Consider the following 23,720-nt stretch of genomic DNA (forward strand, 5'->3'; position numbering starts at 1 on the left):
AACTCCTATTCTTCAGTGATTCGATTGAACAGTCGGTAGCTCGACTGGCCAGTGGTCTTATCGCGGTGTAATTCCCAGTTTTCTGGCATAGCTTCGAGTTTTAGCTCTTTTTCTGTCTCGACGTAAATGATGGCGTTGTCGGCAAGCCAACCGTTGCTCTCAAGCAGTTGTACTGTTTCTGCGAGTAAGCCTTTACGAAATGGTGGATCAAGGAAAACCATATCGTAAGGAGTGCCTGATTTTTTAAGGAAAGAGATAGCATCAGTGTTGACCACATTGATGTTGTCTGCTTTGAGCTCTTTCGCGTTATCAGAAAGCTGTTTGGCCGCTTTTTGATTCATTTCGAGCAGTGTCACCATTTTTGCTTGGCGAGAAGCGGCTTCAAAACCTAGACCACCAGAACCGGCGAATACATCCAAGCAGGTCGAATGTGGGATATCTTGTGCCACCCAGTTAAAGAGTGTTTCTTTGACTCGGTCAATGGTTGGGCGTAATCCTTCTAAATCATGAACAGGCAGTTTTCTACCTCTCCATGAGCCACTAATAATTCGAACAAAGCCTCCGGATGGCTTTTTTTGTGATGTGTTTTGCTGGCGACGTCTTACCATAGATTTTTTGACCGCTAATAAAGTGATACTATACCGAGCCCAATTTAAGTGGGTTCGAGTATTAAATAAATTTACAATGACAAAGTGTATCAAGCTAAAAGCAAACTTATCACTGCTTTGTCATTTTTCTTTACTATTCGTTTGTACAAGCTTGTATTGTATAACAATAGCAAAGAGTCGACGTGTATTAAGTCAATACAGCTAATTAGTAGATCTAGGAAACTCCTCTGATGACGGAAAAAAAGAAGCGCGGATTATTATCGTGGCTTGGTTTTGGTGAAGAAGAACAAAGCCCAAAAACTCAGAATGAAGCGAACGTAGAAAACGTTGAAGATCAAACTGAAGTTGAATCACAAGTTGAGGCTGAACAGGTCGCACCTGAAGTTGAAGACGCTAAATCAACGGAACCTAAGTCTGTTGAATCTGAACTTGCGGAGTCAGAGCAAACGCTTGAAGAGGCTCAACAAGATCAGCAGCCTGTCGCAGCAGAAGCAGAAGCAGAAGCAGAAGCAGAAGCAGAACAGGAAGAAGTGATTGCTCCTCAATCTAAGGTTGAAGAAGTTCAAGAGAAGCCGACAGAAAGCTTCTTTGCACGACTTAAGCGTAGCCTCAGCCGTACTAAAGCAAACATTGGTGCTGGCTTCTTTGGTTTGTTCAAAGGCAAGCAAATCGATGAAGACCTGTTTGAAGAATTAGAAGAGCAACTTCTGATCGCCGACGTGGGTATGAATACCACCGTGAAGATCATTGAAAACCTAACAGAAAAAGCATCCCGTAATGACCTAAAAGACGGTGAAGCGCTTTATGGTCTGCTTAAAGAAGAGATGTCAGAAATCTTGAGCCAAGTGGAACAGCCACTGGTTGTTGATACCACTAAAACACCTTACGTTATCTTAATGGTGGGTGTGAATGGCGTGGGTAAAACAACCACTATCGGTAAGCTGGCGAAACAATTCCAAAGTGAAGGCAAGAAAGTGATGCTGGCGGCGGGTGATACTTTCCGTGCGGCAGCGGTTGAACAACTTCAGGTTTGGGGGCAGCGTAATGATGTTCCGGTTATCGCTCAGCACACTGGTGCCGATAGCGCGTCTGTTATCTACGATGCGATTGAAGCGGCGAAAGCGCGTGGTGTTGATGTTGTGATTGCAGATACTGCAGGCCGTTTGCAGAACAAGAGCAACTTGATGGAAGAGCTACGCAAGATTGTTCGTGTAATGAAGAAGATCGATGATTCTGCACCGCACGAAATCATGTTAACGCTAGATGCAGGTACCGGTCAGAATGCGATTAGCCAAGCGAAGTTGTTTAGTGACGTGGCACCAGTAACGGGTATTACGCTAACTAAGCTAGATGGTACAGCGAAAGGTGGCGTAATTTTCTCAATTGCTGACCAGTTCCAGATTCCAATCCGCTACATTGGCGTGGGTGAAGGCATTGACGACCTGCGTCCATTTGAGTCGAAAGACTTTATTGAAGCACTATTTAGCCGCGAAGAGTAACGCGTGTAGCAAAGTGGTTTATCCTTAACCTGCTACCGTTTTAAATTTGATATGAGTGATCGTAAGAGGAATTTTCGGTGATCAAATTTCAGCAAGTGAGCAAAGCCTACCGAGGCGGACGACAAGCGCTCCAAAAAGTGGACTTTCATCTCAAACGAGGAGAGATGGCATTTTTAGGCGGGCACTCTGGTGCTGGTAAAAGTACCTTGCTGAAGTTGATCTGCGCGATAGAGCGTCCAACTGACGGACGTGTTTGGTTTAACGATCACGATATTACTCGTATCCCAGCCAAAGACATTCCCTTTTTACGCCGTAACATCGGGATTGTCTTTCAAGATCACCGCCTACTTATGGATCGCTCGATCTTCGATAACGTCGCTCTGCCTATGCGTATTGAATCTATTTCTGAAAACGAAATTAAACGTCGAGTCAGCGCCGCGTTGGACAAAACCGGTTTATTAGATAAAGCTCGTTGTTTGCCAAGCCAGCTCTCTGGAGGTGAACAACAACGGGTCGGTATTGCTCGCGCTGTGGTTAACCGTCCAACTCTGCTTTTAGCGGATGAACCAACTGGTAACCTAGATCCTGAACTATCGAGTCGTGTATTACGCTTGTTTGAAGAGTTCAACCGTGCGGGTGTCACGATCATGCTAGCGACGCACGATATCGGGTTAGTGAACACTCGCCCTCAATATCGTCATCTGGAATTAAACCAAGGCTTTTTGAGTGAGGTTGAAGATTATGGCCGCGAATAAGCGCATTAAGAAACCTCAATCCAATCGAGCAGCAAACCGGGCTTCAAGCGACGGTTTCTTTGTTGTTCATTGGAAACAAGCCAAGTCATCGTTCTCGCAAATGTGGCAGCGTCCGTTGGGTAACTTGCTGACGCTTGCGGTGATTTCAATGGCTTTAGCTATGCCCGCTTGCTTATACCTACTGGGCAAGAACGTTGGTGAAGTGGCGCAAGATGTCACCAGCCCGTCACAAATTAGTGCCTATGTAGAGGATGGTATCCCTGAGCCGAGAGTCATGGTGCTTAAGGATGAAATCGAAAGTTGGGACCAAGTCGATCTGGTTGAGTACATTTCTCCGCAGCAAGGTCTTGAAGATCTTAGCCAGTATTCTGGTTTTGAGGACGCCCTAACTATCCTAGATGATTATTCATTGCCAGGTGTGTTGGTGATTACGCCAAGCGTACACAGCGACACGTTAATTAAAGAACTGGCAGGCAAGGTTAAGAAGCAAGAGTTAGTCACCGATGTTCGTTTAGATGAAGATTGGTTAGCTCGACTGGATGCTATCAAAGCACTTGCGGCTGTCATCGTGATTACCTTAACTGTGTTGATGCTGGGCGCAGTATTTCTGATTATCGGCAACACATTACGATTTAATGTGTTGGCGCATAAAGAAGAGATTCAAACCATGAAGCTGATTGGTGCTACCGACAGCTACATTCTTCGACCATATTTGTATGCTGGAATGTGGTTTGGTGTTTTAGGTTCGATTAGCGCGTGGGTAATGACGGCATTGATTACCGTATTACTGAACAGTGCAGTGGATGACTTGGCTCAGCTGTACGATAGCCACTTCCGCTTAATTGGCCTGAGTTGGGATGAATCTTTATTGCTTTTGATCGTCGGAACCTTGCTTGGTAGTGTAGCTGCGAAGCTTTCTGCACAGCGTCATCTAAAAGAAATTGAACCAGTTTAGGTGAATAGAGTCATATTTATACGAAAAATAGGCAGTTCTTAACCAGTTTTTGCCTTGTATAGACGAATTGATTATGCATAATTACTTCCCCCTCCTTGAAACCTGTTCATTTTAGGTTCAAGATTGTCGGGTTTTAATAGATGTATTACTCCAGATCAGAGATTGATGAGGAACCGAATGGCAAACCAAGCGTATCAAATGGCTTTAGTCACACAAGATAGTTTAGATAGCTATATCCGCTCAGCGAACAGTTACCCAATGCTGACGCCTGACGAGGAACGTGGACTTGCAGAGCGATTACATTACAAAGGTGAGATCGACGCTGCGAAAGGCTTGATCCTTTCACACCTACGATTCGTGGTGCACGTTGCAAGAGGCTACTCTGGCTACGGGCTGCCAATGGCTGACCTTGTCCAAGAAGGTAACATCGGCTTGATGAAGGCTGTTAAGCGCTTTAATCCAGAAGTTGGTGTCCGTCTAGTCTCTTTTGCTGTTCATTGGATCAAAGCTGAGATTCATGAATACGTATTGCGTAACTGGCGTATCGTTAAGATCGCAACGACTAAAGCACAGCGTAAATTGTTCTTTAACCTTCGTAAGTCTAAAAAGCGTTTAGGTTGGTTCAATAACGGTGAAGTTGAGACGGTTGCGCGTGAACTGGGTGTTGAGCCTTCAGAAGTTCGAGAAATGGAATCTCGTTTAGCGGCACAAGACGCGACGTTTGAAGCGCCTATGGACGACGACGACGGTGGTTCTGCTTACACAGCTCCAGTTTATTACCTAGAAGATAAAGCGTCAGACGTTGCTGAGACGGTTGAAGCAGCTAACTGGGAATCTCATACTAATAATCGCTTAGGTCTCGCATTGAAGAGCTTAGACGAGCGTAGTCAACACATTGTTCGCTCACGTTGGTTAGACGACAACAAAGCAACACTGCAAGACTTAGCGGATACCTATAGCATTTCTGCAGAGCGTGTCCGCCAGTTAGAAAAGAATGCGATGAAGAAATTGAAGCAAGCAGTTGGCGACTTCTAATAGCATTTAATTTTTAATAGTATTTGGTTTCTCATAGTAGCAAGCAAATAGCTTAATTTTGAAAAGGCCGAGATCGAGAGATCTCGGCCTTTTTGTTTTGGATCGATTTCTCAACTTTTGCGATCGAAATTTGCAAAATGATTTTGTGGATAACTCTGTGAGGAATTTATTCGTCAGCTGTCTAAAAGCAGGGTGTAGTAAGGCTTTGACAGGGTTTTTTGAGTGGGGATATGTTTCAGTTAACCCACAGTTAGATCAGGATCATTACTACATGTTGTGGATCTATTTTTAAAAAGGCACTTTATTCACGCAATTCACAGATTTATCCACAAATGGTGTAAAAGTGATCGCTGGTGGATAACCTTATTAAGTGGGTGTGATTGTTAGCCTTGGGATAGGTTACAATGGCAGCAAAGTAAATCAGTATAAAAAGAGAAAGTCATGGACCAGTTTAAACATATCGACGTTAAAGGCGCTCAAGCCCTTATTGAACAAAGTGAAGCCCGACTTGTCGATATACGAGATCCGCAATCTTTTGCGGTAGCCCATTCAGAAACCGCCTACCACCTGACTAACGATACAATGGTGTCGTTTATGGATGAGGTTGAGTTCGAACAGCCTATCTTAGTGATGTGTTACCACGGTATTAGTAGCCAAGGCGCGGCACAATATTTAGTGAACCAAGGCTTTGAAGAGGTATATAGTGTTGATGGCGGTTTCGAAGCTTGGCATCGTGCTGAACTTCCGGTGATTGCGGGTTAATAGCTTTATCACTTAAACGCTTCAAGCATCTCCATAGTATGAATAGGAAGTAACAATGATTAGATTGATGGTGTTAGACAACCCACGTCTTGCTCAAGCATTTATTGATTATATGGCCTCTCGTCAGATCCCTATTCAGATGTCTCCAGAGGGAGAAGGGCGTTTTGCTTTGTGGCTTCTTGATGGTCAATTTCAGGTTGAAACCGAAGCTGAGCTGAATCGTTTTCTTGCTGAACCCAATCATAAACGCTATCAAGCGGCGTCTTGGGATATGGCTGAGTCTAGAAAGAGTCATTTCCATTACCACACACCAAGCTTTTTGGGCATGATCAAAGCAAAAGCCGGTCCTGTGACACTGAGCCTAATGTTGGTGTGTGTGGTGATTTTTGCGCTGCAACAGATTGGTTTTGGCCAAGCTATTTTCAATGCCCTGCATTTCCCAGCGGTTGATGGACAGCAATGGCAGCTGTGGCGTTGGTTGAGCCATGCTGTTCTGCATTTCTCTGTTATGCACATCGCATTCAATATTTTGTGGTGGTGGCAGCTAGGTGGGGATATTGAGAAGAAACTAGGCAGCCTCAAGCTACTTCAGATCTTTGCTGTCTCTTCTGCGCTTTCAGGTGCTGGTCAGTATTGGGTTGAAGGGGCGAACTTCGGTGGTTTGTCTGGTGTTGTGTATGCTTTGGTTGGTTACTTATGGGTTGTCGGTGCGAAGGCGCCACAACTTGGTTTAGGTATCCCAAGACAGATTGTCGGCTTTATGTTGGTGTGGTTAGTGCTTGGGTACATGCAGCCATTTATGGCGATCGCCAATACAGCGCATTTAGCTGGCCTAGCCGCTGGTGTCATTATTGGCTTTATCGATGCGATGAAAGCACCGAGCTCGGCAAGAAGCTAACTCATTTTTTCTAGTGAGTAGCCAAACGATAGAGACAAAAAAGCGGCCAGATGAGCCGCTTTTTTATTGGGATTCGTTTTTACATCATTACTGATAAAGATATTTGGTAAACAATAAGTCAGCAATGAGAGTTTTACCTGTTTCTGGAAGTAAAATCTTATTGAGGTGCTCAACTAAGGACTTTCTCAAATCTTCACGACCGGATAGAGACTTAATTGTCTCTTCATTTTGTTTGCCGAGTAATTCAATCACCGCATCACGAATCAATGGCTGATGATGCTCAATGGCTTCTAAGTCATTACTATTTGCGACCATTATGTCGAGACGGACCTGAATATAGCCCAGTTTTTTACCTTTAGTGTAAAAATTGGTGGTGAGATCGGGCTCTAGCGTGAAGTAGGCTAGTTTGGGTGTCGATTCTTCTTCAGCGAAACTTGATGCTGAAAACAGTAGATTAATCGCAATAAATAGTTGGGCTACATAACGTTTGTGCATATTTGAGACTTTTCTTTAGTTTATTCGCGATATTCGAAACGCATTAGTCTTGTTACAATGAGCGGTCTAAATCTAAATACGTTTACAATTCGAAGGACGCTTTAATTTTATTCGAAAGTTGAAGCTTTATTGTACGTGTAAAGTCACCTATTGAATACTAGTATGAATCAGTCAATATCATTGTATCTAAATTCATTAATGAATGTAGATTGGCAAAGCACAGAAAAATTTAATTTTCCTAATGAAACCACCAAAGAGTGGCTTATGGAACAAGGATCGCTTTCCCGTAAGTTGGGCAAGTGCTGCAAGCACCTGTCTGTTGAGTTGCTTCATAATCAAGTTGTGGAACGATCAATTCTGCAACAGGACGAAGAACGCCTTTTATCATCACATGATTGCTTACTGCGTAAAGTGATTTTAAAGGGTGATGATGAGCCGTGGGTGTTAGGTCGAACCTTAATACCTCGAATTACCCTAGAAGATCATCAGCACTCTGACCTTTCTCAACAAGGGGATGTCCCGCTTGGGTTAACGGTTTTCAGTGCTGAGAACGTGGAGCGAGATGCGCTTCAAGTCGGTTGGGTTATCGCTGGCGATGAGCGATTACTCGCGCGTCGTTCTCGATTATGGATGAATCATAAACCGATGCTTGTGGCCGAACTTTTTTTACCAACATCCCCCATTTACTCTAAGGAGAGTGTGTAAATGCTTGCCACCAAAGCGAAGGCGTACTGGCAATTGACGCGAATGAATCGCCCGATTGGTACTCTGTTACTCCTTTGGCCGACCTTGTGGTCGCTGATTATTGCTGCGAAAGGCATGCCTGATTTTGATGTCTTGGTTGTTTTCATACTCGGTGTGGTGTTAATGCGATCGGCTGGCTGTGTGATTAATGATTTTGCTGACCGTAAAGTTGATGGTCATGTCAAACGCACCAAGCAACGTCCATTACCTTCAGGTTTGGTTTCCAGCAAGGAAGCCATTGTGCTCTTTCTAGTGTTAGCTGTGGTTTCTTTTTTGTTGGTACTCACCATGAACCCGCTGACTATTAAGCTCTCTTTTATTGGGGTTGGTCTCGCGTTCATTTATCCTTTCATGAAGCGTTTTACACACCTTCCACAGTTGTTTCTCGGATTGGCTTTCAGTTGGGCAATACCAATGGCTTGGGCGGCGCAAACCAATGAACTGCCAAGCATTGTGTGGTTTATCTTCGTGATTAATGCGTTGTGGACGATAGCCTACGACACGCAATATGCGATGGTTGACCGAGATGATGACTTGAAGATTGGCATCAAGTCGACGGCTATTCTGTTTGGTCGTTTTGATAAGCTTATGGTTGGCGCGCTGCAGTTAGTTACACTGGCGATGTTGATTGCATTGGGCATGCACTACCAACTCGGTGATACTTTCTACTGGGCACTGTTAGTTTCGGGAAGCTTGTTCGTGTATCAACAGCATCTGATGCGTCACCGCGATCGAGACCTTTGCTTCCAAGCCTTCTTGAACAATAACTATGTTGGAATGGCGGTGACTGTAGGCTTGTTCATTACCTTCTGGTAAGCATCAACTTTACAAGTAAACGAACGCTAAAGAAAAAGGCACCCATTGGGTGCCTTTTTTGATCGTGTTCAGTCTAGTGATTAAAGTGAATGCTAACCAAGAGATTATTCTGCTTGGTGGATACTCTCTTGAATCGTCAAACGTACTTCAGGGTAAAGCATTGAGTAGAGAAGTTTAGCGAATTGCTGAGTCTTTTCTAAATCACAGTTACCATCGTTATCCAGATATTGCTGCTGTTTCAGAGTTGCGAACATCGACGCAAACACGCCTTTATCGAAGAACTCCGGTGCGTTGATACCTTGTAGGCGACCCAGTCGCTGTGCGATGTCTTGGCTCTTCTGCTCAAGGTCTGACTTATCTAGATCAGGATTCTCTGCCAATAGGTTCAGAGCAATTGAGTAGCGCTGGAGCGTTTCTGAAATCGTACGGCCTAGTAGCATCAGTGCTTGGCTGTTTGACTGGTTGATCGTTACTTGGTTGTTCGACACAACAAGCATGCCTTGACCGACTAGCTCATCAATGATGTTCGCAACCACGCTTTCAAGCTGATCTTCGTCGTAGCTTAAAAATAACTCTTTCTTTAAGAATGGGTAGATAGCTGCAACATTTTCTTGAATAGCGTCGATTGATAAACCGTGCTGACGAATGGTCATCTGAGCGATCAATGATGGCAATGCAAACAAGTGAATGATGTTATTACGATAGTAGGTCATCAGAATCGATTGGTGACGATCAAGCGAAATGATGTCGCCCATAGTGTCTGATTCAATTAAGAACTTGTTCAATGACTCTGCGTGTTTTACTAAGTCTTCAGCGCTGTCTTTAGGCACTGTGAATGTACCTGAATAAGGCACATTCTTAAGTAAAGACAGGTAGCAGTTGATCTGAGAAACCAAAGAGTCACGAGACAATGCGCGCTGTCTTGAAGCCAATAGTGCCGTTGCACAAAGAGTCAGGGCATTGGTCGCTGCCGCATCGTTAATGTGCGTCATCATTTTGGTTGCCAAGTCATTAACCACCGGGTTCATCCATTGTGGTTTGCTGGTTCCCATTGGGTCGATATCTTTAGTCCACTCAGGAGCATGTTCGTTCAGATATTGGTTAAGCTGAATTGGTTCACCGAAGTTCACGTAGCCTTTACCAAAGTTACGCAGCTTACGAATTGTACGAATCACTAGACTCGCGTTTTCTTTCTCTTTACGCTTACCACGAAGTTCTTTCGCGTAGGTCGCGACTTCCATTACGTGCTCATAGCCGATGTATACAGGAACCAAAGTCACCGGACGGTTCATGCCGCGCAGCATGGCTTGGATTGTCATCGCTAGCATGCCGGTTTTAGCTTGCAGTAGACGACCCGTACGAGAGCGACCACCTTCACTGAAGTACTCTACCGAATAACCTTTAGCGAACAGTTCGGCTAGGTATTCACGGAAAATCGTTGAGTAAAGCTTGTTGCCTTTGAAGCTACGACGAATAAAGAACGCACCACCGTGACGGAAAATAGGACCGGCAGGGAAGAAGTTCAGGTTAATACCCGCAGCGATGTGCGGAGGAACCATGCCTTCATGATAAAGCACATAAGAAAGCAGTAAGTAATCCATGTGGCTGCGGTGACAAGGCACGTAAACAATCTCGTGGCCGTCTTGAGCTAGCTTACGAACCGTTGAAGCGTTGCTAATATGCAGTCCTTGGTACAGCTTATTCCACAACCAACCAAGAATCTTCTCACCGCGTTTAATCAGCGAGTAAGAGAAGTTAGCTGCGATCTCATCCATGATGTCTTGAGCTTCTTTGCTCGCTTTCTCTATGGAAATATTTTTTGATTCAGCTTCATCTTCTATCGCCTTTTTGATTGCTTCTGACTTTAGCAGGCGGTCAAACAGAGCTTGGCGGCTTGGTAGGTTTGGGCCCGATGCTGCAAGCTTTTGACGAGAGAAGTGAATGCGTGCCACGCGCGCCAGTTTATGCGCGATGGTGCTGTCGGTGCCGTGTGAGTTAGCCATGTATCGTAGAGATACCACTGGGCTAAAGCGAACCAGACAGTCACGACCTGCTAGCAATACAGCTTTCGATTTCTCTAAGCCGTTCATTGCTTGTAGGTAAGGCTTCTGGTTATTCTCTTTACCAGGCTTTCGACCCCACAATACGGTGGCAGGGATAACTTGAACGTCGAGCTCGGAGTCTTCTGCATGCAGTGAAAGCAGTTCGGAGAAGACTTCAATTGATGAGCTTGGTACATAATCATCGTCTTGCAGTAGAGTTTTGCGAGAAGAGATAAAAACGTAGCGTTGCAGTGATTTGCCATTGATTTCAAGTTTGCTCAACGGATCAGGCAACCCTAGTTCAAGTGCATGTTTTTGCAATGTAAGAATGTCTACACTTGAGCGAAACGGTAAGGCGTATACAATCGGTTTGCTCAAATCAATGTTCAAATCCTCTACAGGGTTTGAAGGGATTGATGTGCTCTTTACCAATAGGGATAAAGGTAGCTTCATTAATGAACGTGAAAAAGATTGTCCAGAAGACATATAGGTTCACTGCCTCAATAGTTATTTCAATGTGCTCAAGCGTATCTCTATTTCTATAATGAAAGGATAAATCCTATGAGTGAAATAGGGATAAGCCTAGGCGTAAATTTAATCGATGCAAGAATACCAGAAACTGGTCTAACCTTTTAATGGAAATAGTCATATTGCCGTTAAGTTTGTGGAAAATCATTCATCGACTGATTGAGTATAGGGTTAAAAATGACCAAAAAATCAAACACCGGATTCAAACGTATCGTCAAAGCGGCGGGCTTTTCATGGCAAGGTATCACGAGCTCGTTTAAAAACGAGGCTGCATTTCGACAAGAAGTTTTCATGGCCGCAGTGCTTATTCCGTTGGCGTTCTACTTAGATGTAAACCAAGTTGAGCGAATCTTGATGATTTCAGCCGTCGTGTTGGTGATGGTTGTCGAGTTGATCAATACCGCGATTGAAGCGGTCGTTGACCGAATCGGTAGCGAACATCATGAGCTTTCTGGGATGGCGAAAGATGTTGGCTCAGCTGCCGTTTTTATCTGTTTAGTATTAGCTGGTTACGTGTGGTTAGAGATCTTATTTTTGTAATTCGCTAAAAATGAACTAAAAACAACCAATTGCTTTGCTTTTGTTCAGTTACTGGATATACTCACAGTCAACTGTATAAAAAGACAGGTGAATCATGAAGCCGTTAACGCCCCGCCAGCAACAAGTTTTTGACCTTATCAAAAGTAAGATCGAAGATTGCGGTATGCCACCGACTCGTGCAGAAATCGCACGTGAACTTGGCTTCCGCTCTGCAAATGCTGCAGAAGAACATTTGAAAGCTCTTGCTCGTAAAGAAGCGATTGAGATTATCCCGGGTGCGTCTCGCGGTATTCGTATTTTGCTTGAAGATGCAGCGAACGAAGAGCAAGGTTTACCATTAATCGGTCAGGTTGCCGCTGGCGAGCCTATTTTGGCTCAAGAGCATGTAGAAATGCATTACCAAGTTGACCCAGGTATGTTTAAGCCACAAGCTGACTTCTTACTTCGCGTAAATGGCGAAAGTATGAAAGACATAGGTATTATGGATGGCGATTTACTGGCCGTGCATAAAACACAAGACGTGCGTGATGGACAAGTTGTCGTGGCTCGTGTCGACGATGATGTAACGGTAAAACGCCTAGAGCGCAAAGGTTCTACCGTTCTGTTGCATGCTGAAAATGAAGAGTTTTCTCCAATTCACGTGGACTTAGAATCCCAACACTTGTCTATTGAAGGACTTGCGGTTGGTATTATTCGTAACACGGACTGGATGTAGTCAGTGCAAACAGCTTATTGATATTTACTCTCAATAACTTGTTATTGTAATTGATATTCATTATCATCTTCTTTGTCGAGATACAAGGAAGATGATGATGCCAAACCCAACCAAACCTCAAATGAAGCCGCTTATTCGTAAGTCGCACACCTATGATCAAAAGGCTTCTTCTGATCTCGGGTCAGCACATCAAGAATTCCAAGTACCGACGAATCTTGTTCAACACCTTTGGTTTCGCAGCCGCGAAAGCCTAGCCGATGACGGTCTTGTTTATGACCCTATTGCAGCACAAGCCTGCAAGCGTTGCCAACTCGCACCTGAATGCCTTACCGGTGAACTCGACCAGCAACAACTCCTTTACGCGACACTGACTCAACTTTGTGACTCTCAAGTTCAACAGTTTTTATCTCATAACCCAGATGCTTGGATAATTAACGTGGGAGCAGGGCTTGATACCCGCTTCTACCGTTTAGATAACGGCCGTTGTCATTGGGTTGAGCTAGATGTAACCGAGAATCTAGTTTGGCGACAACGCCTGTTCCACAAGAATGAACGCTACCGTCTAGAGTGTGGCTCGGTGGATGACCTGACCTGGTTGGATGAACTTAATATTCCAGAACAAGCTTCGGTGATGGTGGTGTGTGAACATGCTCTGTTGGATTGCAATGAACAACAGACGGCGAACTTTATTCAGTCTTTGAGCCGTTATTTTACCCACGCACATGCGTGTTTAGTGTTAGCTGGAGATAAAAGCTCTAGTGCTCTGGGGCAAAAGCTCGGTTCTGGAAAATACGCACATGGCTTATCTTCTCCGATAGACAGCGTCCTTAATTGGCTGCCATGGGCTCAGTGGGTAAAAGCGTTTTCTCCACTTGACCAGCAGTGTAATCGTTGGAAATTGTGGCAGCGACTTCTTTGTAAAATCTCTCAGGTCAAAAAGCGTTTAACGCCGCAGTTAGTGCTTGTTAAGTGGTAGTGCTAGCGGTTCTGTTGGCAGATATCTGAATGCTTGCCTCGTTAGAGATATTCGTTATCGATAAAAGGCAAGCACATCCCCACAACATAGTGAAAGCCCACTCACTAGGTTAAACTATCGCCTCTAATCTAAGAGGTGATCGTGAAGTTATTTAATCCCCAAACTATTTTTCAAACTTTATCCAATCAGGCGATGCACAAAAAAGTGCAGTTGCTCGCGATCCCGATGGTTCTTTCTAATATTACAGTTCCACTGTTGGGCTTAGTCGATGCTGCGGTTATCGGTCACTTAGAGCATTCTTGGTATTTAGGTGGTGTCGCTTTGGGTGGGACTATGATCAGCGTGACCTTTTGGTTGCTCGGTTTCCTACGAATGTCGACGACGGGACTGGCCGCGCAATCTTATGGGGCGAACGATGGCAAGCAACTTGGTTTAGTCTTTGTGCAAGGCGTGACCATGGCACTAGGGTTTGCTGGTTTCTTCTTGCTATTGCATAGCTTTGTTGCGGATGCGGTTTTCTCTCTGAGTAGTGCCAGTGACCAAGTGAAACACTATGGTCAGCAATATTTCTCTATCCGAGCATGGAGTGCGCCTGCTGCGTTGACTAACTTTGTGCTGTTAGGTTGGTTACTCGGAACCCAAAATGCCAAAGCACCCATGTGGATGGTGATCATTACTAATATCACCAACATCGTTTTAGATATCGTATTTGTGATTGGCCTCGGCTGGCAAGTGGAAGGCGCAGCATTGGCATCTGTAATGGCTGATTATGCCGGTTTAACATTTGGCCTGATTTGTGTTTACCGAATCTGGGTGAAGAAGCAGTTACCATCGCCATGGGAGCTGCTTAAGAAAACCAGCCAAGGTTTGAGTCGTTTCGTAAAACTGAATCGCGATATCTTCCTTCGTTCACTATGCCTACAAGCGACTTTCACTTTCATGACCTTCCAAGGTGCAAGCTTTGGCGATGATGTTGTTGCGGCCAATGCAGTGTTGATGAGTTTCTTGATGATCATCTCTTATGGGATGGATGGTTTTGCCTACGCAATGGAAGCCATGGTCGGTAAAGCGATCGGCGCGAAAGATAAAGATGAGCTAAATCAGTCTTTGATTGGCACCTTTTTTTGGAGCTTCAACATTTGCTTGGTGCTCACCATTGTGTTCGCGATTGCGGGGTCTAGCTTGATTAACATGATCACCACAATCCCAGCAGTGAAGAGCCAGGCTGAGGTGTATCTGCCATGGTTGATTGCAATGCCGTTGGTTTCGATGTGGTGCTTCTTATTGGATGGTATTTTCGTTGGGGCAACCAAAGGCAAGGATATGCGCAATAGCATGTTCGTGGCGACCTGCTGCTTCTTTGTAATTTTCTACTTGGCCTCAGGTTTAGAAAACCATGCGCTGTGGCTAGCAATGTTGAGTTTTATGGCGATGCGTGGCATCGGTCTTGGAGTGTTGTTTGTTTCTCAGTGGAAGAAGGGGGAGTTTCTCGCTTAGCTTGCATAGCTTAGTTCAGGGAACGAAAAATAAAAACAGCAAGCTCTTGGCTTGCTGTTTATGTACTTGGCCTACAGGTGGTCAAATAGTCCTGTTGGTTCTTTGTTTAGAACAAACGGTTAAGTCCGTTAAGCGCTGCTACGCGATACGCCTCGGCCATCGTCGGATAGTTAAAGGTGGTATTCACAAAGTATTCGATGGTGTTGGCTTCGCCTTTTTGTTCCATGATCGCCTGACCAATGTGAATGATTTCAGCGGCACGTTCACCAAACACGTGGATACCTAAAATCTCTTTAGTTTCACGATGAAAAAGTATCTTCAAGCTACCAATATCTTTACCTGCAATTTGAGCGCGAGCTAAGTGCTTGAATGAAGAACGTCCCACTTCATACGGCACTTTAGCTGCGGTAAGCTCTTGCTCGGTTTTACCGACAGAGCTGATCTCAGGAATGGTGTAGATACCTGTTGGGATGTCTTCGATAAGGTGTCGTTCTGCTTCACCTTTCATCACAGCTTGGGCCACAAATCGACCTTGGTCATAAGCAGCACTTGCTAGGCTAGGATACCCAATCACATCACCGACAGCGTAAACATGTTCAACACTGGTTTGGTAGTTGCTGTTGACTGATACTTGTCCACGAGAGTCCGCTTCTAAGCCAACCGCACCAAGGTTCAGTTTATCAGTATTACCCGTTCGACCATTGGCATACAGTAGGCAATCGGCACGCATTTTTTTACCTGACTCTAGGTGAATGATTACACCATCATCTGTTCCTTCAATTTTCTCAAAGGTCTCATCGTTACGAATAACAACACCACTGTTCCAGAAGTGGTAAGAAAGTGCATCTGAGGTTTCGTTATCTAAGAAGGACAACAGGCGATCGCGAGTATTAATGAGATCGGTTTTAACGCCTAAACCGCGAAATATAGAGGCATATTCACAGCCGATAACACCAGCACCATAGATGATGATGTGTTGTGGGTCGTGTTTCAGAGAAAGAATCGAATCACTGTCGTAGACACGTTCATGCATGAAGTCGACGTTGTCTGGCTGATAAGGACGAGAACCTGTCGCGATCACAAATTTGTCTGCGCTGTAGTGTTCCTCAGTGCCGTCGCTTTGCATTACGGAGATCGTGTGGGTATCGATAAAACGTGCAGTACCGAAGACTAACGTGCATTGGTTGCGATCGTAGAAACCTTGGCGCAAGCGAGTCTGTTTGTCGATGACCGATTTAGCATGTCCCAGAATATTGGAAAATGTTGAGTGGATACTTTTATTGTTCTGACAAAACAGAGGGTTACTGTTGAATTCAATAATACGACTTACGGCATGACGCAGTGCTTTGGAAGGAATGGTCCCCCAGTGGGTACAACCCCCCCCAACGCTGCTCTCTTTTTCAATGATAGCAACGTTCAACCCGGCTTTGGTTAATCCCATCGCTGCCCCTTCTCCTCCGGGGCCACTACCAATTACGATTACATCAAAGTGGTTGGAGTGCGACATAGATATCTTCCTTGTTATATTTGATTAACATTGCTTTAGCGAGATTTTAACTGATTCTGTTCTTGGGTACATGAAAAGGGCATCAGAGAGTCGGTGAGATCACGTCATGCTACTGAAAAAATAATATTTGGTATGTCGTATGTCTCCAAATGACGGTGCGGATATTGAAATGTTTTCTTTGAACGTATTTACTTCGATACGTGAACAAAGAGGTGTGTTTAGTGTCTTATATAACCAGAGTGCCTTATATAAGTAAGTGATTCGCGTTATATTGAATAGAGTATTAGACATGCCTGTTTAGGCTGTAAAAGAAGATGTTGATAAAGTATGAAACCAATGGGCATTCGCGCACAGCAAAAAGAAAAAACTCGTCGTAGCTTAATCGATGCGGCATTTAGCCAACTCAGTGCCGATCGTAGTTTTTCTAATCTAAGCTTGAGAGAAGTCGCTCGTGAGGCTGGAATAGCTCCGACTTCCTTTTATCGCCATTTCAAAGACATGGATGAGCTTGGCTTAACCATGGTCGATGAAGGTGGCTTATTGTTGCGTCAGTTGATGCGTCAAGCTAGGCAACGCATAGTAAAAGAAGGCAGCGTGATTCGCACATCGGTTGAAACCTTTATGGAATTCATTGAAAGCAGCCCAAACGTATTCAGACTGTTATTGCGGGAGCGCTCAGGAACTTCATTTGAGTTTCGTGCAGCGGTAGCTCGTGAGATACAGCATTTCTCTGCTGAGTTAACCGAATATTTAATCACAACAGGAATGACAAGAGACGAAGCTTTTACTCAAGCGGAAGCCTCCGTCATCTTGGTTTTTAACTCAGGGGCAGAAGCATTAGATTTAGATCGACGTCAGCGAGATGAATTGGCTGAGCGTTTGATCATGCAATTGCGAATGATGGCCAAAGGAGCTTTTTGGTATCGTAAAGAACGTGAACGTAACCGATTAAAAGGCGGGATTGAATAATGTCGAATGAAAATAATACTGTAAACCATGGTTCTGAAAGAAAGACACTCGTACTTGCTGTTGTAGCAGGTGTGTGTGGTGATGCACTGTTATCTTGGGTAACAATGAGCGAAGTGGGCTTCTCTATTTTCCCGCTGATTGCTTTAGTGTTGGCTGTACAAGCGCTATACCAAGAATACCTAACAAATCCAGTATCTGAAGATATTCCGTTAGTGGGTTTAGCTTGTTTCTTTGTAGGTGCATTTGGCCACTCGGCTTTTGTGAAAGCACAACACCCTGATGCAGGTTCAAACTTCTTTGCGATTATCGTCGCGATGCTACTGCTCGCTTGGGTAGGTAAGAAGCTAGGCTTTATCGGTAAAACCGCTTAAACCAATCTATAAATAAAAAAACGAGCCAATTGGCTCGTTTTTTTGTATCTGCTGCTTAGCTTCGACTTAGAGAGCGAGGTTTACGCTTTACGCTCTAGGAACACACCTGCTTCCATATGGTGCGTGTAAGGGAACTGGTCAAATAGAGCAAAACGAGTGATGTCGTGTGTTTCGCTTAGAATGTCTAGGTTCTCTTTCAATGTCTCAGGGTTACAAGAGATGTACATGATGCGCTCGTAGCCTTGAACCATCTTACAAGTATCAACATCCATACCTGAACGCGGTGGATCAACAAAGATAGTGTTGCAGTTGTAGCTCTTAAGATCGATGTTCGCTTGCTGTAGACGACGGAATTCACGCTTGCCTTCCATTGCTACGGTAAAATCTTCCGCAGACATGCGGATGATCTGAACATTTTCAATCTTGTTGGCTGCGATGTTGTATTGCGCAGATTCTACTGACGGCTTCGCCAGTTCTGTTGCCAGTACACGTTCGAAGTTCTGTGCCAGTGCTAGTGAGAAGTTACCGTTACCACAGTAAAGTTCAAGTAAGTCGCCTTTGCTGTCTTGAGTACAGTCGACTGCCCACTCCAACATTTTCTCTGCTACTTTGCCGTTTGGTTGAGTAAAGCTGTTCTCAACTTGCTGGTAGATGTAGCTATCACCATTCACATCTAGCTTTTCAATGACGTAGTCGCGATCCAGTACGATTTTCATTTTACGCGCACGGCCAATCAGATTTAGGTTAAAACCTTCATCGTTCAATTGTTGTTTTAGCGCTTTAGCGTCTTGAATCCACTGCTCACCTAATTGGCGGTGGTAAAGCAGTGACACCAAAATCTCTCCGCTTAAAGTCGAAAGGAAGTCTACTTGGAATAGTTTGTGGCGCAGAGAGTGGTTGTCCTTCATTGCATCCGTTAATAGAGGCATTAGGTCGTTAATCAGGCGGCTAGCCGCAGGGAACTGGTCGACACGGTATTTTTCTTTAGTTTCTTGATTGAACATGACGTAATACATATCGTCACCTTCATGCCACACGCGGAACTCTGCACGCATACGGTAGTGTTGTTCTGGAGATTCATACACTTCCAGCTCAGGCACATTATATTCTGAGAACATTTCAGTAAGACGCTCAGTCTTTTCTGCCAGTTGTTCTTGGTAGCGTTGCGGGTTTACTTCTAAATTCGCCATTGTTATGCCTTTTGCTATCGTGCTTTTAAATCAAGAGCGCAGATTTTATTCAATCACAGGCGCTTGTCCAGTGTTGAGAGCCATTCAGTCTAAATAGACGACGAAAACTATAGCTTATAACTATCTTAGACTAGACAAATGATTCATAGGTCAATACTATTTCCGGCAAGCTGGTGCCATGTGGATGTATAGATGGCTGAAGAGGGAATCTGGTGAAAATCCAGAACTGACGCGCAGCGGTAAAAGAGAACGAGTATTCATAGACACTGCAAATAGCGTTTTGTGGGAAGTCGAATATTAGGTAACCATAAGGTTGTGCTCTTGAGTCCGAATACCTGCCAGCGGCTAAGCCATACAATGTGGTTTGGTAGGACTTTACGCGATTTAGGATCACAACATGAACAAATCCCTTTTAGCGGTTGCTGTAGCATCGCTGCTTTCACCTATCTCCAATTTACACGCACAAGAAGCATCTGCTGACGAAACCATGGTCGTTACGGCTAACCGTTTTGAGCAAAGCACTCAAAGTACAACGTTACCTGTTGTAGTTGTTACTCGAGCAGAGATTGAAGCGATTCAAGCTAATGATATTTACGAAGTACTACGTCGTTTACCTGGTATTCAGGTAGCGAGCAACGGCGGTTACGGACAAAAGCAGAGTGTTTTTGTTAGAGGTACTAACTCTGACCACATCTTAGTACTTATTGATGGCGTAAAAACAGCAAGTGCAACATCAGGAGGAGCAAATTTTGCTGCTATTCCACTAGTTGGTGTTCAGCGCATTGAGTTTGTGCGTGGTCCTCGAGCAGCAATTTATGGAGCCGATGCGATTGGTGGTGTAATTAATATTATTACAGACACATCAAGTTCAGAAGCAAAAGTTAGCGTAGGGTTTGGATCTGATTCATACAAAAAAGGCAGTGTGGCAGTGTCTGGTAATATTACAGACTCGACAAGTGGTTCTGTAGCTGTAAAGCGAGCAGAGACTGATGGGTTTTCTGTTCAAAACTCAGCAGGTGATCAAGACGCAGATGGACATGAAGTGACTGAGCTAGCACTTGCGATAACTCATAAGCTGAATGACGAGTTTAAGCTTAAGTTTAATTCTACTTACTCGGATGGTGAAACAGAGTACGATCCGAAAAATGCTACAAAAGATCAGACACTTTACAGTGCAATTGGCCGTCTTAGTTATACTGGAGAAACGTTGTCGAGCAACTTTTCTTTAAGTAAAGCTCAAGATTCTAGTAAAGATTATTACTACAAAAGTACTTATCAAACGGACCACCAGGCCGTTGCTTTCACAAATTTATTCACTGTGAACAATGAAGTTTCTATTGGTGCGGGTCTTGATTGGTCTAAAGATGACGTATCAGAGTCCTCAAAAGACTATGCCGAGAAATCTCGTACGAATAACTCGCTATATGTTAGTGGCTTTTATGACAACCAAGCCGTACAAGCTGAATTAGCTTTACGCGGTGACGATAACCAACGCTACGGCAAGAATACTACATGGCAAGCGGGTTTAGGATATTGGTTAGCAGCTAATTATCGCGTGACGGCTAATGCTGGTACGGCATTTAAAGCACCGACATTTAATCAACTATATTGGCCGGGCTCAGGTGTTCCAACCTTGAAACCTGAAGAGTCAAAAAACTATGAAGTCGCGTTCGAAGCCCATCAATCATTGGTTGATTGGAGAGTGTCGGCTTACAAAAATGATATTAAAAACATGATAGTTGGATGGCCTTCAAAAAACATTGGTGTCGCTGAAATTAAAGGCTTAGAGCTATCGGGAGAATTCGATACAGGCAGTTTTTCTCACCAAGTTAGCCTTGACTTTATGGACCCGACAGATAAAAGCGATGGGTCTCAACTTTTACGTAGAGCGAAACAAAATGCTAAGTGGAACGTGACGTATTTTGCGGACAACTGGCAGGCGGACTTGAGCTATTTATATCAAGGTAAACGTATGGATAGCGGCAATGCTGAGTTAGATGAGTACTCGCTAGTAGATATAGCTGCGAGCTACTTTGTGACGGATCATTTCACAATGAGAGGGCGTATTGCTAACCTTTTTGATAAAGATTACACGTTAGCCAAAGGGTATGAAACACAAGAAAGAAGTTTCTTTATAAACGCTGACTACCAGTTCTAATTAACAACTAAACCGCCTTCGGGCGGTTTTTTCTTATTGGATATATCAATGAAAAAGAAAGTCGTCATAAGTTGGTCGTCAGGTAAAGACTCTACGTTAACGTTAGAGCGGCTACTTGAAAGCACCGAGTATGAAGTTGTTGCTCTGTATACTACGTATGTTGGAGATGAAGTTCCTTTCCAGGTAACTCCTATTGAGGTAGTTGCAATGCAAGCTCGATTGGTCGGTTTACCATTAATCATGATTGAGCTACCGGAAGTCTTCCCAAGTAATGAGGTTTACCAAAGTACGATTGTCTCGGCACTTAAAGATTCTAGCTTATCAATCGATGCGGTCGCGTTTGGAGATATGTTCTGTAATGGCATTGCCGATTACCGAAGAAGTTATATAGAGCCAGCTGGTTGGGAGTGTGTGTTTCCCTTAATGGGAGAGAGCAGTCAGGCACTTGCGAGTGAAATAATAGAGAGAGGAATCGAAACCTTTCTCGTCACGGTCGATACCGATGTATTAGACATGAGCTATTGCGGGAAAAAATACACGCTTGAGCTAATCGGCAGTTTACCGAGTCACGTCGACCCATGCGGCGAAGATGGTGAGTTTCATACTTTAGTCACGTCAGCGCCATGCTTTAAAGGAAAGCTTAAGATAGAGCTGGAAAATGTAGAGCAGGGTGAGCGCTTTGTGCATCAACGCTACCGAGCCTGCATTATGTAGAGTGATGATTGGCGAAAACTAAGTGAAGGGGTATCATTGCAACGGAACTTATTACAGGTAATGGTTGTGTCGGAAAGCATACAAAAAAACATATTGATCTTTGATTCTGGAGTTGGCGGCCTGTCCGTATATAAAGAGATAAGCCAGTTACTACCGAATCATAACTATACTTATGTATTCGATAACGAGGCTTACCCATACGGTGAGCTAGACCAGCAAGTCCTTATCCACAGAGTTCAAAGCATCGTCGCCAGTTTTGTGGCTAGCCACGCTATTGATATTGTGGTGATAGCCTGCAATACAGCAAGTACAATTGTGTTGCCTACACTAAGGGCAAATAACCCAATCCCTATTGTCGGGGTTGTTCCGGCAATCAAACCAGCATCCCTACTTGCCAATAAAGCCGTTGGTCTTATTGCGACACCCGCAACGATTACTCGTGAATACACACACGAGCTCATCAAAAACTTCTCTAGTAATAAAAGAGTTGAGCTTTTAGGTTCGACTCAGCTGGTGGATATGGCCGAAGATAAACTAAGAGGTGAGGCGATTAACCTTGAAGAGCTACGGCAAATCCTTCAACCAATGATCAACACAATTGATGTGGCTGTTTTAGGGTGCACTCATTTTCCACTGATCAAATCAGAGATTCAGCAAGTGCTAGGTAAAAACGTGATGTTGATTGATTCAGGTAAGGCTATTGCTAAGCGGGTTCAAGATTTATTGGATTTAGAGAGCAGCACTGAAGAAGGGGGAGTGCGTGAGGCTTTTTGTAGTGCACTTCCTAAAAAAGAAAGTGCACTAAATAGTATGCTGAAGCAGTTAGGGTTTAGCTCAGCTCAGCTTCGTCCGTTTCTGGATGTTTAGGATCGTTTGCAACGCGTACTTTTAAAGTACGTTGCATGTAATCTTTATCGTTAAGTTCTGAAATAGCATGATTCACATCATTACTTGCCATAACAACAAATCCAAAACCTCTTCTTTTACCAGTACGTTTGTCTTTCATTAAACGTACAGCAAATACTTCACCATATTCAGAGAACAATTCACGTACATGTGATTCATTCGCTTTGTATGGAAGGTTACCCACATAAAGTGTTTTTGTTGAAGCCTTAGGTTCTGACTCTGATTTTGAGTTGGTGCTTGAAAAATTAACAACAAAAGCGGAAGCCAAGACACCAAGGATAAAGGTAATTGCAGGCGATATATCTACCTGAGAGAAAACAATGCCGCCCAATACAGCTAGCGCGACAATTAACAACATCGATTTTTTTGAGTTCATATCGGAATACTACATATTAATAAACGAAATATACGCATCTACCATTAACAAAATAGACACATGAATCTTACGTTCATGGCTTCCATTTTGCCAATGTATTGCTGTGATACGTCTCAAATGTTTAGTTTTTATTCGAAAAATGCGGATGTGGTGGCTTTTTAGGCGAACAAAACTTTTATTTAAAAAAGCTCTTGTGCTCTATATCGAACTCTCTATAATGCCGCCTCACCGACAAGGAGTGAGACGAAAGTCACGCTGCGAAATCGGTAGAGAATAAGAGTTTTAAAATAACCCTTGACTCTCTAAGTGGTGCAGGTATAGTACGCACCCCTAGCGACTGAGATGTGAGTCACAAAACGCTAGAGCTCTTTAACAATTTAAATCTATCAATCTGTGTGGGCACTCGTTGATGAATATCAAAATGTTATTGGTTCTTTTTCGAAAGAGCGTAATAGCAGTTACTTCGGTAACAAATTGATTTCAATGAACTGAGTGACCAATACGTTTAACTACTTGTAGTTATTCGGCACAGTCAATTCATTACCATTCTGTTCCTATTTATTTAAGAAGAGAGGGGTAATAGCTTTAGAATTACATGTTCATTTTCGAATGAATATTAGTTTTGAAGTCAGTATTCGTTGAGTCACAAAATCTTAAATTGAAG

The 23,720-nt window shown here is 43.8% G+C and carries 23 protein-coding genes and 1 riboswitch; of the genes, 17 read left to right on the forward strand and 6 right to left on the reverse strand.

The features are described from left to right. Positions 1 to 5: 5 nt before the first annotated feature. Positions 6 to 608, reverse strand: coding sequence for a 16S rRNA (guanine(966)-N(2))-methyltransferase RsmD (gene rsmD, locus AB6D07_RS13940; protein WP_017104244.1), 603 nt, complete (start codon positions 606 to 608; stop codon positions 6 to 8). 230 nt (positions 609 to 838) lie between these two features. On the opposite strand from rsmD, the gene ftsY reads away from it, so the two are divergent. The 6 genes from ftsY to glpG all read left to right on the forward strand — a co-directional run bounded on the left by ftsY (position 839) and on the right by glpG (position 6,512). Further along, positions 839 to 2,107, forward strand: coding sequence for a signal recognition particle-docking protein FtsY (gene ftsY, locus AB6D07_RS13945; RefSeq protein WP_017104245.1), 1,269 nt, complete (start codon positions 839 to 841; stop codon positions 2,105 to 2,107). A 77-nt stretch (positions 2,108 to 2,184) separates the two neighbouring features. Beyond that, a complete protein-coding gene (gene ftsE / locus AB6D07_RS13950; RefSeq protein ID WP_009848236.1) occupies positions 2,185 to 2,862 on the forward strand; it encodes a cell division ATP-binding protein FtsE in 678 nt (225 codons plus the stop codon). Next, positions 2,849 to 3,817, forward strand: coding sequence for a permease-like cell division protein FtsX (ftsX, locus tag AB6D07_RS13955; protein WP_029223158.1), 969 nt, complete (start codon positions 2,849 to 2,851; stop codon positions 3,815 to 3,817). Before ftsE ends, ftsX begins: the two co-directional genes overlap by 14 nt. A 177-nt stretch (positions 3,818 to 3,994) precedes the next feature. Then, positions 3,995 to 4,852 (forward strand): RNA polymerase sigma factor RpoH, encoded by an 858-nt coding sequence (gene rpoH / locus AB6D07_RS13960; RefSeq protein WP_029223159.1) that lies wholly within the window; start codon positions 3,995 to 3,997, stop codon positions 4,850 to 4,852. A gap of 441 nt (positions 4,853 to 5,293) precedes the next feature. Beyond that, positions 5,294 to 5,614: a thiosulfate sulfurtransferase GlpE gene (gene glpE / locus AB6D07_RS13965; RefSeq protein ID WP_009848240.1), complete on the forward strand. Its 321-nt coding sequence runs from the start codon at positions 5,294 to 5,296 to the stop codon at positions 5,612 to 5,614. Positions 5,615 to 5,669: 55 nt separating this feature from the next. Then, positions 5,670 to 6,512, forward strand: coding sequence for a rhomboid family intramembrane serine protease GlpG (gene glpG / locus AB6D07_RS13970; protein ID WP_017104246.1), 843 nt, complete (start codon positions 5,670 to 5,672; stop codon positions 6,510 to 6,512). An 87-nt stretch (positions 6,513 to 6,599) separates the two neighbouring features. Here the strand turns inward: glpG and AB6D07_RS13975 are convergent, their stop codons facing one another. After that, complete coding sequence (locus tag AB6D07_RS13975) at positions 6,600 to 7,007, reverse strand: flagellar basal body-associated protein FliL (RefSeq protein WP_009848242.1); 408 nt, start codon at positions 7,005 to 7,007, stop codon at positions 6,600 to 6,602. Positions 7,008 to 7,169: 162 nt separating this feature from the next. On the opposite strand from AB6D07_RS13975, the gene AB6D07_RS13980 reads away from it, so the two are divergent. After that, the gene (locus AB6D07_RS13980) at positions 7,170 to 7,712 is read left to right on the forward strand and encodes a chorismate lyase (RefSeq protein WP_162924288.1); all 543 of its coding nucleotides are present in this window, start codon (positions 7,170 to 7,172) and stop codon (positions 7,710 to 7,712) included. After that, positions 7,713 to 8,567, forward strand: coding sequence for a 4-hydroxybenzoate octaprenyltransferase (gene ubiA / locus AB6D07_RS13985; protein ID WP_009848245.1), 855 nt, complete (start codon positions 7,713 to 7,715; stop codon positions 8,565 to 8,567). Between the two features lie 104 nt (positions 8,568 to 8,671). On the opposite strand, the gene plsB is transcribed toward ubiA, so the two are convergent. After that, positions 8,672 to 11,095, reverse strand: a complete 2,424-nt coding sequence (gene plsB / locus AB6D07_RS13990) for a glycerol-3-phosphate 1-O-acyltransferase PlsB (RefSeq protein ID WP_009848247.1) — start codon at positions 11,093 to 11,095, stop codon at positions 8,672 to 8,674. A gap of 219 nt (positions 11,096 to 11,314) precedes the next feature. Here plsB and AB6D07_RS13995 point away from each other — a divergent pair, with 219 nt between their 5' ends. The 4 genes from AB6D07_RS13995 to dinF all read left to right on the forward strand — a co-directional run bounded on the left by AB6D07_RS13995 (position 11,315) and on the right by dinF (position 14,865). Beyond that, positions 11,315 to 11,677: a diacylglycerol kinase gene (locus AB6D07_RS13995; protein WP_029223019.1), complete on the forward strand. Its 363-nt coding sequence runs from the start codon at positions 11,315 to 11,317 to the stop codon at positions 11,675 to 11,677. Positions 11,678 to 11,771: 94 nt separating this feature from the next. Next, on the forward strand, positions 11,772 to 12,392 hold the full coding sequence (lexA, locus tag AB6D07_RS14000; RefSeq protein ID WP_009848249.1) for a transcriptional repressor LexA: 621 nt from the start codon (positions 11,772 to 11,774) through the stop codon (positions 12,390 to 12,392). Between the two features lie 97 nt (positions 12,393 to 12,489). Continuing rightward, a complete protein-coding gene (locus tag AB6D07_RS14005) occupies positions 12,490 to 13,368 on the forward strand; it encodes a class I SAM-dependent methyltransferase (RefSeq protein WP_009848250.1) in 879 nt (292 codons plus the stop codon). A 141-nt stretch (positions 13,369 to 13,509) separates the two neighbouring features. Then, positions 13,510 to 14,865: an MATE family efflux transporter DinF gene (gene dinF, locus AB6D07_RS14010; protein ID WP_032500758.1), complete on the forward strand. Its 1,356-nt coding sequence runs from the start codon at positions 13,510 to 13,512 to the stop codon at positions 14,863 to 14,865. 106 nt (positions 14,866 to 14,971) lie between these two features. Here dinF and sthA read toward each other — a convergent pair whose 3' ends face one another. After that, positions 14,972 to 16,372 (reverse strand): Si-specific NAD(P)(+) transhydrogenase, encoded by a 1,401-nt coding sequence (gene sthA / locus AB6D07_RS14015; RefSeq protein WP_017103565.1) that lies wholly within the window; start codon positions 16,370 to 16,372, stop codon positions 14,972 to 14,974. Between the two features lie 327 nt (positions 16,373 to 16,699). On the opposite strand from sthA, the gene fabR reads away from it, so the two are divergent. Then, a complete protein-coding gene (fabR, locus tag AB6D07_RS14020) occupies positions 16,700 to 17,341 on the forward strand; it encodes an HTH-type transcriptional repressor FabR (RefSeq protein WP_010438693.1) in 642 nt (213 codons plus the stop codon). After that, a complete protein-coding gene (locus tag AB6D07_RS14025; RefSeq protein WP_012605017.1) occupies positions 17,341 to 17,712 on the forward strand; it encodes a YijD family membrane protein in 372 nt (123 codons plus the stop codon). The genes fabR and AB6D07_RS14025 overlap by 1 nt, the downstream gene beginning before the upstream one ends. Before the next feature lie 80 nt (positions 17,713 to 17,792). Here AB6D07_RS14025 and trmA read toward each other — a convergent pair whose 3' ends face one another. Beyond that, complete coding sequence (gene trmA, locus AB6D07_RS14030) at positions 17,793 to 18,902, reverse strand: tRNA (uridine(54)-C5)-methyltransferase TrmA (protein WP_009848254.1); 1,110 nt, start codon at positions 18,900 to 18,902, stop codon at positions 17,793 to 17,795. 154 nt (positions 18,903 to 19,056) lie between these two features. Continuing rightward, positions 19,057 to 19,260: riboswitch (cobalamin riboswitch) on the forward strand. Between the two features lie 39 nt (positions 19,261 to 19,299). Between trmA and AB6D07_RS14035 the strand changes: the two genes are divergently transcribed. From AB6D07_RS14035 to murI, 3 genes are read left to right on the forward strand one after another with little or no spacing between them, the layout of a single operon-like run. After that, positions 19,300 to 21,060: a TonB-dependent receptor domain-containing protein gene (locus tag AB6D07_RS14035; protein WP_009848255.1), complete on the forward strand. Its 1,761-nt coding sequence runs from the start codon at positions 19,300 to 19,302 to the stop codon at positions 21,058 to 21,060. A 48-nt stretch (positions 21,061 to 21,108) separates the two neighbouring features. Then, positions 21,109 to 21,774: an ATPase gene (locus AB6D07_RS14040; RefSeq protein ID WP_029223018.1), complete on the forward strand. Its 666-nt coding sequence runs from the start codon at positions 21,109 to 21,111 to the stop codon at positions 21,772 to 21,774. Positions 21,775 to 21,834: 60 nt separating this feature from the next. Beyond that, a complete protein-coding gene (gene murI / locus AB6D07_RS14045; RefSeq protein ID WP_029223017.1) occupies positions 21,835 to 22,641 on the forward strand; it encodes a glutamate racemase in 807 nt (268 codons plus the stop codon). On the opposite strand, the gene AB6D07_RS14050 is transcribed toward murI, so the two are convergent. Beyond that, entirely contained in the window at positions 22,604 to 23,056 is a 453-nt protein-coding gene (locus tag AB6D07_RS14050) for an RNA-binding protein (protein WP_009848258.1), read from the reverse strand. The two genes, murI and AB6D07_RS14050, sit on opposite strands and share 38 nt — an antisense overlap. Between the last annotated feature and the right edge of the window lie 664 nt (positions 23,057 to 23,720).

The organism is Vibrio sp. 10N.239.312.C11, from assembly GCF_041466065.1.
In the GTDB taxonomy this organism is placed as follows: Bacteria; Pseudomonadota; Gammaproteobacteria; order Enterobacterales; family Vibrionaceae; genus Vibrio; species Vibrio tasmaniensis_A.